This window comes from Mycobacterium sp. E2479 (assembly GCF_001667925.1).
Classification (GTDB): Bacteria; Actinomycetota; Actinomycetes; order Mycobacteriales; family Mycobacteriaceae; genus Mycobacterium.
On sequence record NZ_LZJR01000165.1, the window covers coordinates 1 to 15,858 of the forward strand.

Below are 15,858 nucleotides of genomic sequence, written 5' to 3' on the forward strand. Positions count from 1 at the left end.
ATCGACGGGGAGAAAAACTACTGGCGCAACCAAAACAAAAACCCCGGCCGATGGCCGGGGAATCTGTAACCCATGACGCGACTCATCTGTCACCTATGACTCGACTCATCACAGAGCGCGCCCGAAGGGATTCGAACCCCTAACCTTCTGATCCGTAGTCAGATGCTCTATCCGTTGAGCTACGGGCGCCTGCTATCTAGTTGTCGTTCCGTGTTCCGTGGCGGAGGCGAGAGGATTTGAACCTCCGGTCCCCTTTGAGGGGGACAACTCATTAGCAGTGAGCCCCATTCGGCCGCTCTGGCACGCCTCCCTTGGACTTTCTGAGGGTACCGGACCCCTTTCCGGTCAGGCGGAACCGGCCATACTGTACACGTTGGCCATAAGCTGTCGAAGTGACCGCCCGTCTGCGCACCGAACTGGTCGGACTGCCAGTCTATGTCCCCGGCAAGAACGTGCCCGGGTCGATCAAGCTGGCCAGCAACGAGACCGTCTACGGCCCGCTGCCCAGCGTGCGGGCGGCGATTGAGCGCGCGGTTGCCGTGGTCAACCGCTACCCGGACAGCGCGAGCGTCGACCTCAAGGCCGCGCTGGCCACGCACCTGGGTGCCGGTGTCGCTCCCGAGCACATCGCGGTCGGTAGCGGTTCGGTCACCTTGTGCCAGCAGCTCGTTCAGATCACCGCCGCCGCGGGCGACGAGGTGATGATCGGCTGGCGCAGCTTCGAGTGCTACCTGCCCATCATCCAGGTGTCCGGCGCGACCACCGTCAAGGTGCCGTTGACCGACCACACACACGACCTCGACGCGATGCTCGCCGCGATCACCGAGCGGACCCGCCTCATTTTCGTGTGCAACCCCAACAATCCGACGTCCACCGTCGTCGACCCGGACGCACTGACGCGATTCGTCGCGGCGGTGCCGGAGCGGGTCCTGATCGCCATCGACGAGGCCTACGTCGAATACATCCGCGACGGAATGCTGCCCAACAGCTTGGAGCTGGCGCAGACCCACGGCAATGTCGTTGTCCTGCGGACCTTTTCAAAAGCCTACGGGTTGGCAGGGCTACGCGTCGGATACGCGATCGGCCACCCGGACCTGATCACCGCGCTGGACAAAGTGGTCATGCCGTTCGCCGTGACAAACATCGGACAAGCGGCCGCCATCGCGTCGCTGGCGGCCTCCGACGAGCTGATGGCCCGCACCGACGCGCTGGTCGCCGAGCGCACCCGCGTCAGTGCCGCGCTGCGTGACGCCGGATTCAAACTGCCGCCGTCGCAGGCCAACTTCGTCTGGCTTCCGCTAGGCGATCGCACCATGGATTTCACCGAGCAGGCCGCCGAAGCGCACCTTGTGGTGCGGCCGTTCGCGGCGGAAGGCGTCCGTGTCACCATTGGGGCGCCGGACGAAAATGACGCCCTGCTGCATTTCGCCCGCGATTGGATAGCCCGCACCGAATCGTAAGGAGCCGCCGTGGACCTCGCGCGCAAGAAGTTCACCGAGTTCAAACAGCGCAGCGGTGATATCCCCGATTCCGAGCTCGACGAATTCTGGGCCGAGCTTGCGCCCGCGACGATCGAGGAGATGCTCGGCGAGTGGAAGGGCGGCGAGTTCCAGACCGGTCACAAGATGAACGGCCAACTGGAAAAGGCAGGCTGGTACGGCAAGACCTTCAAGTCCGCGCGCGACGTGCAGCCACTAGTCTGCCTCGACGCCGACGGCAACAAGTTCTCCAACGTCGAGATGGGCAAGGGCGAGGCGAGTCTGTGGCTCGAGGATTTCCGCGGAGAGGTCACCGCCTCCATGGTCTACGACGGTCAGCCGGTGCACGATCACTTCAAGAAGATCGACGACGACGCCGTGATGGGCATCATGAACGGCAAGGGCGTCCGCGATAACGGCAAGTACTACTGCTTCTACCTGGAGCGGGAGCAGTAGCTCCCAGGGCGTCGCGCGGTCGATCGTGCGCCTGGACGCACGCTCGGCTTCCGGTGTGCGGCTAACCGCACACTCGCCAACCAGCCTCGAACTACCCCGCCGGGTTGCGACCGGTGAACGCGACCAGTTGCTCGAGCGCACCGGCGTCCGGGGGGACGTCGACCGGGTCGTCAAATCCGGCTTGTCCGCGTAGCTCCGGCCTGATGATGTGACGCGCGAGCCCCAGCACGTATTCGGACAGCGGCTCGGGGGCGTCGATGTCGTGCCCCACCGCCACGGCGTAATCCCAAGCGTGGACCAGGAATTCGATCGACAGGATGCCGCACGCGCTGTTTGCGGGCATCTCGCCCTTGCCGAACGGCACTGACCCGTCCAGACCATGGCGGTGCCAGGCGTCCAGGGCCGGCCGAGCGGCGGCGACCACCTGTCGCTCCACCGAATCGCCTTCCTGACGCGCCGGAATCTGCGCGCCGACCATGCCGCCGAGGGCCGAGATCGAGTTCAGCAGGTGCCCGGTCAGATCCGACACGTCGAAGTCGGGGCACGGTGTCCGTCGTGACAGGTCGTCGGAGGCGATCGTGTGCAGCACCCGTTGGAGTACCCCTAAGGTGTCCTCGGCGCTGTGCAGCTCGTCGGTCGGCGGGGAATGCGGTCCGGGTCGCAAGTCAGGAGCCATATTCGCCACGCTACGGTCTCGATATGGCGCAAGCATACGAATCCGTCACCGTCGAGACGAAAGACCACGTCGCCCAGGTGACGCTGATCGGACCGGGCAAGGGCAACGCGATGGGGCCGGCCTTCTGGTCGGAGATGCCCGAGTTGTTCGCGGCGCTGGACGCCGACCCCGAGGTGCGGGCCATCGTGCTGACCGGCTCGGGCAAGAATTTCAGTTACGGCCTGGACGTGCCGGCGATGGGCGGTTCGTTCACCCCGCTGCTGTCCGGTGACGCGCTGGCCGGCCCGCGTGCGGTGTTCCACCGCGAGGTCAAGCGCATGCAGGGCGCGATCAGCGCGGTCGCCGACTGCCGGACCCCCACCATCGCCGCGGTGCATGGCTGGTGCATCGGCGGCGGCGTCGACCTGATCTCGGCGGTGGACATCCGCTACGCCAGCGCCGACGCCAAGTTCTCGGTGCGCGAGGTGAAGCTGGCCATCGTCGCCGACGTCGGCAGCCTGGCCCGCCTGCCGCTGATCCTTTCCGACGGACACCTGCGCGAGCTGGCGCTGACGGGCAGGGACATCGATGCGGCGCGCGCCGAGAAGATCGGTCTGGTCAACGACGTGTACGCCGACGCCGACGCCACTCTGGCCGCGGCACACGCCACCGCCGAGGAGATCGCCGCCAACCCGCCGCTGACCGTGCACGGCATCAAGGACGTTCTGGACCAGCAGCGCATCGCGGCGGTCTCGGAGAGCCTGCGCTACGTCGCGGCCTGGAACGCGGCCTTCCTGCCGTCGAAGGACCTGACCGAGGGCATCTCGGCGACGTTCGAGAAGCGCCCGCCGCAGTTCACCGGGGAATAACCGGACGCCACGTACCCTCGCTGGGGTGAACCAGCCGCGCACCGCGACTCCCGACGGCAGGATCCGCGTCCCGGCAGACCTGGACTCCGTGACGGCGATCGGCGCCGAAGACCACACCGACATCGACAGCGCCGCCGTCGACCGCATCTGGGCGGCCGCCCGGCACTGGTACCAGGGCGGCTTCCACCCCGCCATCCAACTGTGCATCCGCCGGCATGGCCGCGTCGTGCTCAACCGCGCGATCGGCCACGGCTGGGGCAACGGCCCGAGCGACCCGCCCGACGCCGAGAAGATCCCCGTCACTCCCGACACCCCGTTCTGCGTTTACTCGGCGGCCAAGGGGATGGCGGCGACCGTCATCCACATGCTGGTGGAGCGCGGCGTCTTCTCACTCGACGACCGGGTGTGCGACTACATCCCCACGTTCACCAGTCACGGCAAGCACCGCATCACCATCCGGCACGTCATGACGCACAGCGCGGGACTGCCCTTCCCCATCGGGCCCAAGCCGGACGTCAGGCGCGCGGACGACCACGAGTACGCGCAGCAGAAGCTCAGCGAGCTGCGACCCCTCTACCGGCCGGGTTTGGTGCACATCTACCACGCGCTCACCTGGGGCCCGCTCGTGCGTGAGATCGTCTACGCCGCCACCGGCAAGGAGATCCGCGAAATCCTGGCCTCCGATATCCTCGACCCGCTCGGCTTCCGGTGGACGAACTTCGGCGTCGTCAAGGAGGACCTGCCCCTGGTCGCCCCGAGTCACGCGACGGGACGTCCGTTGCCGCCGGTGATAGCGCAGATCTTCCGCAAGGCGATCGGCGGAACCGTGCACGAGCAGATTCCGATCACCAACACCCCACTGTTCCTCACCACGATCATCCCGTCGTCCAACACGGTGTCGACCGCCAACGAGATGTCCCGGTTCGCCGAAATCTGGCGCCGCGGCGGTGAACTCGACGGCGTGCGGGTGATAAGTCCGGAGACCATGTACCGCGCCGTAACCGAATGCCGAAGGCTACGACCCGATTTCGCTGTCGGGTTGCAGCCGGCCCGCTGGGGAACCGGGTACATCCTCGGCACCAAGAGATGGGGACCGTTCGGGCGCAACGCGCCACACGCATTCGGCAACCTGGGCCTGGTCAACATCGCGATCTGGGCCGACCCCGCGCGCGGACTGTCGACCGGCGTGGTGAGCAGCGGCAAACCCGGACGGGATCCCGAAGCCCGCCGGTACACGGCCATGCTGGACACCATCACCGCCGAAATCCCAACCGGTTGACGACGGCGGCAGTGGGAACACTGCCATGCATGGCTACCTATCGAGTGCTCGACCCCAAGGGCGACGTCGTCGCGACCAAAGACATTGAAAGCGCCGGCGACGCGCACGCGTGGTTCGTCGACCAGAAGGCCGACAACAGCGAGCTCGGCTGGCGCATGGAAGTCCAGCACGACGGCGAGTGGCACTTCTTCGACGACAGCGAAGGCGATCGAAGCTAGGTGTTTGTCTCCCGGCTCGCGGGGCAACCAACACAGCATGGACTCGCAACGCTTCCGCAAGCTGCTGGATGCACCGGGGCCGTTCGCTTCGGTGTATTTCGACGACTCACACGACACCCACGACGCAGAGGCTCAACTCGAGCTGAAGTGGCGGGCGGTCAAGGAAGAGTTGGAACGCTCACGCGCCGAGGCGTCGGTGATCGCCCAGATCGAGGACGCCATCATGAACCTGCGTCCGCCGATCGGTCGCAGCGGACGCGCGGTGATCGCCGGCGCGGACGGTGTGGTGATCAACGAGCACTTGGCGCGCCCGGCCGCCACCGACATCGTCCGTGTCTCCGAATTGCCCTATCTGATACCGATTCTCGAGCAGAGCTTCGATCATCCGGACTATGTGCTCGTGATTGTCGACCACAGCGGTGCCGACATCACCACCCACATCGGTGGCACGCTGCGCAGCGAGACCGTCGACGGCGGTGGCCATCCCGTGCATAAATCCGCCGGCGCCGAGACCGCGGGTTACGGCGACCCGCAGTTGCGCACGGAAGAGGCCGCGCGCAAAAACGTGCGTGCCGTCGCTGACCGCGCCGCTGAGCTCGCCGACGACAAGGTGATCGAGGTGATCTTCGTGGTGGGTGAGGTGCGCTCGCGCTCCGATCTGCTCGCCGCGCTGCCGGAGCGACTGCAGGAGCGCACGGTGGCACTCGAGATCGGGGCACGCCACAGCGGCCATGACTTCGGTGAGATCGAACACGCCATCGAGGCCGAATTCGTCAAGCGCCGGCTGCGCACGATCGACGATGCGGCGCAGCGCTTTACCGCCGAGATCGGACGGCAGTCGGGGCTTGCGGCCGAAGGACTCGGCCCGGTCTGCTCGGCGCTGCGTCAGGGCGCGGTGGAGACTTTGATCATCGGCGACATCGGGGACACGACCGTGGTCGCGGATGAGGGCTTGACGACGATCGCGCCTGACGAGAACGTGCTGTCCGAACAGGGCGCCGCTCCCGCCAAGACGCTTCGGGCCGACGAGGCGCTGCCGTTCTCGGCGATCTCCGTCGGCGCTGCCCTGGTACGCACCGACGAGCGGATCTCCCCGGCCGACGGCGTGGGCGCGGTGCTGCGCTACGCGCCCACGCTGCATCAGAGTGTCTGCTGACCAGAGCGGTGGCGGAGGGATTTGAACCCCCGGACGGTGTTAGCCGTCTCTCGCTTTCAAGGCGAGTGCATTAGGCCGCTCTGCCACGCCACCGCTGATTAGGGTAGCCGGACTCGGTAGCGTGGCCACCATGCGCGCTATCGTCGCCGAATCCGCCGATCAGCTTTCCTGGCGGGAAGTACCCGATGTTTCCGCCGGCTCCGGCGAGGTACTGGTCAAGGTTGTGGCCGCCGGGGTGAACCGCGCGGATCTGTTGCAGGCCGCGGGGAAATATCCGCCGCCGCCGGGTGCCAGCGAGATCATCGGCATGGAGGTGTCCGGCGTCATCGCTGATGTCGGCTCCGATGTCACGAATTGGTCTGTCGGGCAAAAGGTTTGCGCGCTCCTTGCCGGTGGCGGCTACGCTGAATACGTTGCCGTTCCCGCGGGGCAGGTGATGCCGGTTCCCTCTGGCGTCGACCTCGTCGAGGCCGCCGGGCTGCCGGAGGTGGCCTGCACGGTGTGGTCGAATCTGGTGCTGACCGCGCATCTCAGCAAGGGGCAGCTGCTGCTGTTGCACGGCGGGGCGAGCGGCATCGGCAGCCATGCCGTCCAGATCGCCCGCGCGCTCGGTGTGCGCGTCGCCGTCACCGCCGGGTCGGCAAAGAAGCTGGAGTTCTGCCGCGAGCTCGGCGCCGAGATCACCATCAACTACCGCGAGGAGGACTTCGTCGCGCGCGTGCAGGAGGCCGGCGGCGCCGACGTGATCCTCGACATCATGGGCGCCTCGTACTTGGACCGCAACATCGACGCCCTGGCCACCGACGGGCAACTCGTCATCATCGGCATGCAAGGCGGGATCAAGGGCGAACTCAACATCGGCAAGCTGCTGGGCAAGCGGGCGCGAGTCATCGGCACCACGCTGCGAGCTCGCCCGGTGACCGGGCCCAACAGCAAGACGGAGATCGTGCAGGCGGTGATCGCGTCGGTGTGGCCGATGATCGCCGAGGGTCGCGTCCGCCCGATCATCGGCGCCCGTTTACCCATCCAGCAGGCCGGCGAGGCACATCAACAGCTGGCATCGAGCAAGGTGACCGGAAAGGTCGTCCTGACGGTGGACTGACCAGGGTCAGGCCGTCGCGTGAGAGTGCACGCCGATGACGGGGCCGGGCTAACCCAGGGACGCCAGCGCGCGCACCAACTGGTCGACTTCGGCCGTCGTCGAGTAGTGCGCCAGGCCGACCGTGACGGCGCCGCCAACGTCGTTGACGCCCAACACATCCAGCGCGCGCGAACTTTCGTTGGTGACGGCCAGAATCCCGTTGTCCGCCAACCGCTGAACAACTCGCTCGGCGGGCACGCCGTTCAGCGCGAAACTGACCACCGGGATCCGCACCTCGGGACGACCGATCACCATCACCAATGGCAGCGAGCGCAACGACACCATCAGGTAGTCGTAGATCCGGTTCAGGTACGACGTGGCGGACTGCATCGATACCGCCAGGCGTTCGCGCCGACTACCGCGGGCGGACTCGTCGAGCGACGCCAAGTACTCGATGCTGGCCACCACCCCGGCGAGCAGACCGAATTGGTGCGCACCGATCTCGAGGCGGGCCGGACCCATGGCCTTGGGGTCCGGAGAGATGGAACTGAACGAGTTGAGCAACGCGGGCTCCCGGAACACGATCGCCCCGATCGGTGGACCGCCCCATGCCGCGGCGTTCACCGCCACCACGTCGGCGTCAGCTTCCTTGACATCGAGCAGCCGGTAGGGCGCGGCGGCGGAATGGTCTACCACCGCCAGACCACCGACGTCGTGCACCAGCTTGGTCATCGCCCGCAGGTCGGTGACCGTGCCCAGCGCCGCGGAGGCCGAGGCGACGGCGACCAGCCTGGTTGACTTCCCGATGAGGCCCTCCCACTGCCAGGTCGGCAGCTCACCGGTCTCGATGTCGATCTCGGCCCACTTGACCTTGGCGCCGTAGCGGTGCGCCGCGCGCAACCACGGGGCGATGTTGGCTTCGTCGTCCAGGCGGCTGACGATCACCTCGTAGCCCAGGCCGGCCCGCGACGACGATGCCTCGGCCAGTGCCGACAACAAGATCGCACGATCGGCGCCCAGCACGACACCCGCAGGGTCGACATTGAACAGATCGGCCACGGCCGCCCGCGCCGCCTCCAGAACGGCGGCACTGCGCTGCGCCGATGGGTGTGCCCCCACCGTGGTGGGTCCGGACCTGCGGAAAGCCGTCGACACCGTGGTCGCGACGGAATCGGGAATCAGCATGCCGCTCGGGGCGTCGAAGTGTACCCAGCCGTCACCCAGCGAAGGATGCAGTCCGCGCACCCGGGCGACGTCATATGCCATGTGGGCCACCTTAGGCTTCCGCTTTTTCGCGAAACTGTGACGGTAGCGGGTCCCACAGACGTTCCGGCCAGTTGGTGGCCTCCCGAGCCTGGGCACCCGGGCAGCCATACTAGTCGAGTGGGGCTCTGGTTCGGAACGCTCATTGCATTGTTCTTGCTGATAGCGCCCGGGGCGATAGTCGCACGTATCAGTCAGTTGTCATGGCCGGTCGCTGTCGCGGTTGGCCCGGCGCTGACCTTCGGCGTAGTAGCGCTCGCCATTATTCCCTTTGGTGCCATCGGAATTCCGTGGAACGGCTGGACCGCGCTGGCGGCGCTGGTCGTGGTGTGCCTGCTGATGACAGTCCTGCAGCTGTTGCTGGCCCGCTTCCGCGACCACGACGCCGAAGCTCGCGGGGTCACCCGCTGGCCCGCCATCACGGTGGGGGCGGGTGTGGTGTTGGGATCGCTGCTCGTCATGTGGGCCGCCTATCGCGGCCTCGCCGCCCATTGGCAGACCATCCCGAGCACCTGGGACGCCGTCTGGCATGCCAACGAGGTGCGCTTCATCTTGGACACCGGACAGGCGTCGTCGACGCACATGGGCGAGCTGCGCAACGTCGAGACCCACAAGACGCTGTACTACCCTTCGGTGTTCCACGCCCTGGTCGCCGTGTTCTGCCAGCTGACCGGGGCAGCGCCCACCACCGGCTACACACTGACGTCGGTCGCCGCATCGGTCTGGCTGTTCCCCACCGGCGCGGCGATGCTGACCTGGCATCTGCTGCGGCGGCACACCACTCAGTGGCGTAGCGCCGGGGCGGCGGCCACCGCCGCGGCGCTGTCGGCGTCTTTCACGGCGGTCCCCTATGTCGAGTTCGGCGTCGCCGCGATGCCCAACCTCGCGGCCTATGGCGTCGCGATTCCGGCTTTCGTCTTGATCACCACCACGCTGCGACACCGCGACCGCATCCCGGCGGCCGTCCTGGCCTGGGTGGGCGTCATGTCCGTGCACATCACCGGTGGGGTGATCGTGTTGTTGTTCCTGGTGGCCTGGTGGCTCATGGATGCGGTGTGGCATCCGGTACGCGGCAGGCTGGCCGATTTACTCGCCCTCGCCTGCGTTGCGGTGGTCTCCGGACTGATCCTGTTGCCGCAGTTCATCAGCGTCCAGGGGCAGGAAGACATCATCGCCGGGCATTCCTTTCTCACCTACCTCAGCAAGAAACGGGGACTCTTCGACACCGTCTTCCAGCACTCCCGCCACCTCAACGATTTCCCGGTGCAGTACGGGCTGATCGTGGTGGCGGCCATCGGCGGGGTCATTTTCCTGGTCAAGAAGATCTGGTGGCCGCTCGCCTTGTGGCTGGTGCTGGTGGTGGTCGACGTCGACGCCGGGAACCCGCTGGGTGGGCCGATCGGTGCGGTGGCCGGAATGTTCGGCGAGTTCTTCTACAAAGATCCGCGCCGGATTTCGGCCGCCATCACCTTGCTGCTCGAGCCGATGGCCGGTGTCGCGGTGTTCGCGATCGTCGTGGGCATTGTGGCCGGCGCCAGGCGGGTGACCGGCCGTTTCAAACCACTCCCTGCCCCGGTTTGGGTCTCGGCCACCGCCGTGCTGCTGGTGGCGACCACCGTGCTCACCGGTCGCCACTACCTGTATCGGCACCTGGTGTTATTCGGCGACAAGTACGACTCGGTGATGATCGACCAGCGCGACCTGATGGCCATGGCCTACCTGGCCAAGCTGCCGGGCGCGCACGAGACGTTGATCGGCAACGCCAACACCGACGGCACCGCCTGGATGTACGCCGTCGCGGATCTACATCCGTTATGGACTCACTACGACTACCCCCAACAGATGGGGCCGGGGCCGAACCGATACATCTTCTGGACCTCGGCCCGCAAAGGCGAATCCGATCCACGGGTCCTCGAAGCGATTAAAGCGCTCAATATCCGGTACATCTACACCAGCACGCCGACTGTCCGGGGGTTCGCCGTACCCGAAGGACTAGTGTCACTGGATAAGTCGAAGTCGTGGGCGTTGATCTACGACAACGGCGGTGCGCGAATTTATGAATGGCGCGGAACCGGCACGACGCCACACCCATAGTCCACAAAGGATGGTGAAGGATTGAGTACCCGCAACGATGACGACGACGTCGAGATCATCGGAGGCGTCGACCCGCGAATGATGGCGATCACCGACGAGGACGCCGACGAGCGTTCCCTGACCGACCTGGTCGAGCAGCCGGCCAAGGTGATGCGAATCGGGACGATGATCAAGCAGCTGCTCGAGGAGGTGCGCGCCGCACCGCTGGACGAGGCCAGCCGTAACCGGCTGCGCGAGATCCACGCGACCAGCATCCGGGAACTGGAAGAGGGCTTGGCACCGGAGCTGCGTGAGGAGCTCGATCGCCTCACCCTGCCCTTCAACGAGGATGCCGCGCCGTCCGACGCCGAATTGCGCATCGCCCAAGCGCAGCTGGTCGGCTGGCTGGAAGGGCTGTTCCACGGCATCCAGACCGCGCTGTTCGCGCAACAGATGGCGGCTCGCGCGCAGCTGGAGAAGATGCGTCAGGGCGCGCTTCCCTCCGGCGTTGGTAAGCCGGGCGGCGCACCCGGGCACGGTCAGTACCTGTAAGCAGACGCAGCACCAATGGCGCCGGATCCTGGTCCTCACATCGAGACGCACAACGCGTGGGTGGAGTTTCCCATCTTCGACGCCAAGTCGCGCTCGTTGAAAAAGGCTTTCTTGGGCAAGGCCGGCGGCACGATCGGACGCAACAGCTCCAACGTGGTGGTGGTCGAAGCGTTGCGTGACATCACCATGTCCCTCGAATTGGGCGACCGGGTCGGCCTGGTGGGCCACAACGGCGCGGGCAAATCGACTCTGCTGCGCCTACTTTCGGGCATCTACGAACCCACTCGGGGTTGGGCCACGGTCACCGGCCGGGTCGCACCGGTCTTCGATCTGGGCGTCGGCATGGACCCCGAGATCTCCGGCTACGAGAACATCATCATTCGCGGCCTGTTCCTGGGGCAGACGCGAAAGCAGATGCTGGCCAAGGTCGACGAGATCGCCGAGTTCACCGAGCTGGGCGACTACCTGTCCATGCCGCTGCGCACCTATTCCACCGGCATGCGCGTCCGGCTGGCGATGGGCGTCGTCACCAGCATCGACCCCGAGATCCTGCTGCTCGATGAGGGCATCGGCGCGGTGGATGCCGACTTTTTGAAGAAGGCGCAGTCGCGGCTGCAGAGCCTGGTGGAGCGCTCCGGAATCCTGGTTTTCGCCAGCCACTCCAACGAATTCCTGGCCCGCCTGTGCAAGACGGCGATGTGGATCGACCATGGCGTCATCCGCATGGCCGGCGGCATCGAGGACGTGGTGCGCGCGTACGAAGGGGACGACGCGGCCCGGACCGTCCGCGAGGTGCTGGAGGAGACCCAACAGACGAACCGGCTCGAAACACCGCTTGCCCAAAGAGCATCCGGGGATGAGTGACACCGTCTTCGCGGTCGTCGTCACCCATCGGCGCCCTGACGAGCTGGCCAAATCGCTCGATGTGCTGAGCACGCAGACCCGGCTGCCCGATCACCTCATCGTGGTGGACAACGATTTCGCCGGCGACGGCCCGGGCTCCGGCCGGATCCGCGAAATGGTTGCCGGCCAACCGATCCCGACCACCTACCTGGCGTCACGCCGAAACCTGGGCGGCGCAGGGGGTTTCGCGCTGGGCATGCTGCACGCACTGGCACAGGGCGCCGATTGGGTGTGGCTGGCCGACGACGACGGGCGTCCGCAGGACTCGAGCGTTCTGGCCACCCTGCTGGCATGCGCCGAAAAGCACGGCCTCGCCGAGGTGTCTCCGATGGTATGCAACTCCGACGACCCGGAGCGGCTGGCGTTCCCGCTGCGGCGCGGCTTGGTATGGCGCAGGCGCGCAAGCGAATTGCGCACCGACGCGGGACAGGACCTGCTGCCCGGGATCGCCTCGTTGTTCAACGGCGCGCTGTTTCGGGCCGCCACCCTGGACGCGGTGGGCGTCCCGGACCTGCGGCTGTTCATCCGCGGCGACGAGGTGGAGATGCACCGCAGGCTGGTACGGTCCGGCCTGCCGTTCGGGACCTGCCTGGACACGATCTACTTGCATCCTTGCGGGTCGGATGAGTTTCGGCCCATTCTGGGTGGCCGCATGCACGCCCAGTATCCCGACAACCACACCAAGCGGTTCTACACCTACCGCAACCGCGGCTACCTGCTGTCGCAGCCCGGCCTGCGCAAGCTGCTGATGCAGGAATGGCTGCGGTTCGGTTGGTTCTTCCTGGTGACCCGTCGCGACCCGCCCGGCCTGATGGAATGGATTCGGCTGCGGCGCTTGGGCAGTCGTGAACGGTTCGGCAGGCGCGAGGAGGCGGACCCGCCAAAGACACGCGCGAAGCGAAGCGACGGACAGGAGCGGCGCACATGACGTTCGTTGACGCGGCGGCACAGTCGCGCAGCCTTACCCGCGCCCGAGGCGACCTCGTCGACGGCTTCCGCCGCCACGAACTCTGGCTGCACCTGGGTTGGCAGGACATCAAGCAGCGCTACCGTCGCTCGGTGCTGGGACCGTTCTGGATCACGATCGCGACCGGAACCACCGCCGTCGCGATGGGAGGGTTGTACTCCAAGCTTTTTCATCTCGAGCTGTCGCTGCATCTACCCTATGTGACGCTGGGACTGATCATCTGGAACCTGATCAACGCCGCCATCCTGGAGGGCGCCGACGTCTTCGTCGCGAACGAGGGCCTGATCAAGCAACTGCCGACGCCGCTGAGTGTGCACGTCTACCGGCTGGTGTGGCGGCAGATGATCCTGTTCGCGCACAACATCGTCATCTACGTCGTCATCGCGATGATCTATCCCAAACCGTGGTCGTGGGCCGACCTTTCGGTGATCCCGGCGCTGGCACTGATCGTGCTCAACTGCATCTGGGTGTCGCTGTGTTTCGGCATCCTGGCGACCCGCTACCGCGACATCGGACCGTTGCTCTTTTCGGTGGTGCAATTGCTGTTCTTCATGACGCCGATCATCTGGAACGACGACACGCTGCGACAGCAAGGTGCGGGGCGCTGGTCGAAGATCGTCGAACTCAACCCGCTGCTGCACTATCTCGACATCGTGCGCGCGCCACTGCTGGGGTCGCACCAGGAGCTGCGGCACTGGGCCGTGGTGCTGGTGCTGACGGCGGTCGGCTGGCTGCTGGCCGCCTTCGCAATGCGCCAGTACCGCGCCCGGGTGCCTTACTGGGTCTAGGGCCGTCCGTGCTTGCCGGGGGCTCGTTTTGGGTGGACAGTCGTGCTCAAACGTCGGATGGAGGGCGCCGATGGAAATCGTGCCGTTGGGCCCAGGCTTTGCCGCGGAATTGCGCGGGGTCACCATCGGAGACGTCGCGTCGTCCGACGCCACGTACATGACGGTGCGCGCGGCGTTCGAGGAGCACTCGGTTCTGGTCTTTCATGACCAGGACGTCACCGATGAGGCGCAGCTCGCCTTCTCGCGCCGCTTCGGGCCGCTCGAAGTCACCAAGGCGAAGTCGCAGGGCCAGGGCACCAACCTCGTGATCTTGGCGACCCTCGACGAGAAGGGCCACGTAGTGCCGGAAGATGACCGGCTCGCCCTGGAGAACAAGGCGAACCAGCTGTGGCACACCGACAGTTCGTTCAAGCGGGTGCCGGCGCTCGCTTCGGTGCTGTCGTCGCGCATCGTTCCATCGCGGGGCGGTGAGACCGAATACGTCTCCACCAGACTTGCGTTCGAGCGCCTCGATCCGGCATTGCAGCGGCGGCTGGAGGATTCGTTCGCCTGGCATGAATACGCCTTTTCGCGCGGCAAGATCGCGCCCGATCTGGTCGGCCCGGCGGAGCGCGCCGCACTTCCGCCGCAATGTTGGCGCCTGGTGTGGAAGAACCCCGTCAATGGTCGCAAGGCGTTGTACATGGCCTCGCACACCTACGCGATCGAGGGCATGGAGCGGGACGCGGCCCAAGAGTTGCTTGACGAGCTGACCCGAGCGGCAACCGCTCCCGGTGCAAGCTATCTGCACTCGTGGCGCGCCGGTGATGTGGTGATGTGGGACAACCGCGCGGTCATGCACCGCGGCCGGCCATGGCCGGCCACAGAGCCGCGCTACATGGTGCGAAGCACGATCGCCGCGACGAGCGTGGACGGGCTCGACGCGATGCGTGCGCCGACACACCGCGCGGCGGACTGACGGCCGCGACGATGCGGAGCGTGCGGCGCGCTCGTTGACCTGGCGTGACCGAATCATCCGGCGGGCGATTCGTCCCAGCGAGGACCTGGGAGATACCGGTTCGGAAACGAGCGGAGGCGCTTGCCGAATATGGTGGCGGCTACCTCCTCGTGGTGCGACACTGATACGCCATCCGAGCAAACTGGGCGAAAGGTCCACCGACGTGAGCAAAAAGGCGCCAACGGCAGCGGACGCCGCGCGGAACAATCTCGAAGCGGAGCTGGACCGGCTACGGCAACGCCGTGAGCGCCTCGAGGCCGAGGTCAAGAACGACCGCGGCATGGTGGGCGACCACGGCGACGCGGCCGAGGCGATCCAGCGGGCGGAGGAACTGGTGGTGCTCACCGACCGGATCAGCGAATTGGACCGGCGCTTGCGGACCGGGCCCACGGACGCCGACGCGTCCGAAACGCTGCCCGGCGGCACCGAGGTGACCCTGCGATTCGCCGATGGTGAAGTCGTCACCATGCGGGTGATCTCCATCATCGAGGAGACCCCCGTCGGCCAAGAAGCCGAGACGCTGACCGCGCGCAGCCCCCTGGCCCAGGCCCTGGCCGGCCGGAAGCCCGGTGACAAGGTGACTTACTCGACGCCGCAGGGCGAGAACCAGGTCGAGCTGATCTCGGTCAAGCTGCCCCGCTGACGCTCGCCCGGGAGGCCCCAACGGCCCCGTTAGACTCCCCTCGATGGTTGCCCCGGTACCCGATGCCGCGCCTGAAGACGCGCGACTGGACTTGAGCCTGACGACGCAGGTCCTCCGATTCGTCGTCACCGGGGGCATGGCGGGAATCGTGGACTTCGGGCTGTACCTGCTGCTGTGGAAGGTGCTGGGCGTACAGGTCGACCTGTCCAAGGCCACCAGTTTCATCGTCGGCACCATCACGGCCTACCTGATCAACCGCCGCTGGACCTTCCAGGCGACCCCCAGCACCGCCCGGTTCGTCGCAGTCATGGTTCTCTACGCGATCACGTTCGCCGTCCAGGTCGGGCTCAATCACCTATGTCTGGCGTTACTGCACTACCGGGGCTGGGCGCCGCTCGTCGCATTCGTGATCGCGCAGGGCACTGCGACGGTGATCAACTTCGTGGTACAGCGAGCCGTAATCTTCCGCATCCGCTGAGC

General features: G+C 66.4%; 17 protein-coding genes and 3 tRNA genes. 15 read left to right on the plus strand and 5 right to left on the minus strand.

Annotated features, from left to right (window positions below; genetic code table 11):
- Positions 1–116 precede the first annotated feature (116 nt).
- Both A5686_RS25600 and A5686_RS25605 read right to left on the minus strand, forming a co-directional pair.
- A tRNA-Arg gene (locus tag A5686_RS25600) sits at positions 117–189 on the minus strand.
- A 29-nt stretch (positions 190–218) separates the two neighbouring features.
- Positions 219–310 (minus strand) — tRNA-Ser (locus tag A5686_RS25605).
- An 82-nt stretch (positions 311–392) separates the two neighbouring features.
- On the opposite strand from A5686_RS25605, the gene hisC reads away from it, so the two are divergent.
- Together hisC and A5686_RS25615 are read left to right on the plus strand one after the other, a co-directional pair.
- A complete protein-coding gene (gene hisC / locus A5686_RS25610; protein WP_067940282.1) occupies positions 393–1,460 on the plus strand; it encodes a histidinol-phosphate transaminase in 1,068 nt (355 codons plus the stop codon).
- Positions 1,461–1,469: 9 nt separating this feature from the next.
- On the plus strand, positions 1,470–1,934 hold the full coding sequence (locus A5686_RS25615; protein WP_067940285.1) for a DUF4334 domain-containing protein: 465 nt from the start codon (positions 1,470–1,472) through the stop codon (positions 1,932–1,934).
- A gap of 91 nt (positions 1,935–2,025) precedes the next feature.
- Here A5686_RS25615 and A5686_RS25620 read toward each other — a convergent pair whose 3' ends face one another.
- Positions 2,026–2,610 carry a TIGR03086 family metal-binding protein gene (locus A5686_RS25620; protein ID WP_067940288.1) on the minus strand — a complete coding sequence of 195 codons (585 nt, stop codon included), beginning with the start codon at positions 2,608–2,610 and terminating at the stop codon, positions 2,026–2,028.
- Between the two features lie 23 nt (positions 2,611–2,633).
- Here A5686_RS25620 and A5686_RS25625 point away from each other — a divergent pair, with 23 nt between their 5' ends.
- Genes A5686_RS25625 through A5686_RS25640 form a run of 4 tightly spaced genes read left to right on the plus strand, consistent with a single transcriptional unit; the run spans position 2,634 to position 6,111 of the window.
- Positions 2,634–3,458 (plus strand): crotonase/enoyl-CoA hydratase family protein, encoded by an 825-nt coding sequence (locus A5686_RS25625; RefSeq protein ID WP_067940291.1) that lies wholly within the window; start codon positions 2,634–2,636, stop codon positions 3,456–3,458.
- A gap of 25 nt (positions 3,459–3,483) precedes the next feature.
- Positions 3,484–4,737, plus strand: a complete 1,254-nt coding sequence (lipE, locus tag A5686_RS25630) for a lipase LipE (protein ID WP_067940292.1) — start codon at positions 3,484–3,486, stop codon at positions 4,735–4,737.
- A gap of 29 nt (positions 4,738–4,766) precedes the next feature.
- Positions 4,767–4,955 (plus strand): hypothetical protein, encoded by a 189-nt coding sequence (locus tag A5686_RS25635; protein WP_067940295.1) that lies wholly within the window; start codon positions 4,767–4,769, stop codon positions 4,953–4,955.
- Between the two features lie 37 nt (positions 4,956–4,992).
- On the plus strand, positions 4,993–6,111 hold the full coding sequence (locus A5686_RS25640) for a hypothetical protein (protein ID WP_067940298.1): 1,119 nt from the start codon (positions 4,993–4,995) through the stop codon (positions 6,109–6,111).
- A 6-nt stretch (positions 6,112–6,117) separates the two neighbouring features.
- On the opposite strand, the gene A5686_RS25645 is transcribed toward A5686_RS25640, so the two are convergent.
- Positions 6,118–6,204: transfer RNA gene (locus A5686_RS25645), tRNA-Ser, on the minus strand.
- A 37-nt stretch (positions 6,205–6,241) separates the two neighbouring features.
- Between A5686_RS25645 and A5686_RS25650 the strand changes: the two genes are divergently transcribed.
- A complete protein-coding gene (locus tag A5686_RS25650; RefSeq protein ID WP_067940488.1) occupies positions 6,242–7,213 on the plus strand; it encodes an NAD(P)H-quinone oxidoreductase in 972 nt (323 codons plus the stop codon).
- A gap of 48 nt (positions 7,214–7,261) precedes the next feature.
- On the opposite strand, the gene A5686_RS25655 is transcribed toward A5686_RS25650, so the two are convergent.
- Entirely contained in the window at positions 7,262–8,458 is a 1,197-nt protein-coding gene (locus A5686_RS25655; RefSeq protein WP_067940300.1) for a cysteine desulfurase-like protein, read from the minus strand.
- Between the two features lie 117 nt (positions 8,459–8,575).
- On the opposite strand from A5686_RS25655, the gene A5686_RS25660 reads away from it, so the two are divergent.
- The 8 genes from A5686_RS25660 to A5686_RS25695 all read left to right on the plus strand — a co-directional run bounded on the left by A5686_RS25660 (position 8,576) and on the right by A5686_RS25695 (position 15,856).
- Entirely contained in the window at positions 8,576–10,549 is a 1,974-nt protein-coding gene (locus A5686_RS25660; protein ID WP_067940302.1) for a DUF6541 family protein, read from the plus strand.
- A 78-nt stretch (positions 10,550–10,627) separates the two neighbouring features.
- Complete coding sequence (locus A5686_RS25665; protein WP_231986485.1) at positions 10,628–11,080, plus strand: bacterial proteasome activator family protein; 453 nt, start codon at positions 10,628–10,630, stop codon at positions 11,078–11,080.
- A 15-nt stretch (positions 11,081–11,095) separates the two neighbouring features.
- The gene (locus A5686_RS25670) at positions 11,096–11,944 is read left to right on the plus strand and encodes an ABC transporter ATP-binding protein (protein ID WP_067940306.1); all 849 of its coding nucleotides are present in this window, start codon (positions 11,096–11,098) and stop codon (positions 11,942–11,944) included.
- Positions 11,937–12,911, plus strand: a complete 975-nt coding sequence (locus tag A5686_RS25675; RefSeq protein WP_067940308.1) for a glycosyltransferase — start codon at positions 11,937–11,939, stop codon at positions 12,909–12,911. Before A5686_RS25670 ends, A5686_RS25675 begins: the two co-directional genes overlap by 8 nt.
- The gene (locus A5686_RS25680; protein ID WP_067940310.1) at positions 12,908–13,738 is read left to right on the plus strand and encodes an ABC transporter permease; all 831 of its coding nucleotides are present in this window, start codon (positions 12,908–12,910) and stop codon (positions 13,736–13,738) included. The genes A5686_RS25675 and A5686_RS25680 overlap by 4 nt, the downstream gene beginning before the upstream one ends.
- Before the next feature lie 70 nt (positions 13,739–13,808).
- Entirely contained in the window at positions 13,809–14,696 is an 888-nt protein-coding gene (locus A5686_RS25685; RefSeq protein ID WP_067940314.1) for a TauD/TfdA family dioxygenase, read from the plus strand.
- Between the two features lie 202 nt (positions 14,697–14,898).
- On the plus strand, positions 14,899–15,378 hold the full coding sequence (locus tag A5686_RS25690; RefSeq protein WP_067940491.1) for a GreA/GreB family elongation factor: 480 nt from the start codon (positions 14,899–14,901) through the stop codon (positions 15,376–15,378).
- A 43-nt stretch (positions 15,379–15,421) separates the two neighbouring features.
- Complete coding sequence (locus tag A5686_RS25695; protein ID WP_067940317.1) at positions 15,422–15,856, plus strand: GtrA family protein; 435 nt, start codon at positions 15,422–15,424, stop codon at positions 15,854–15,856.
- The last annotated feature ends 2 nt before the right edge of the window (positions 15,857–15,858 follow it).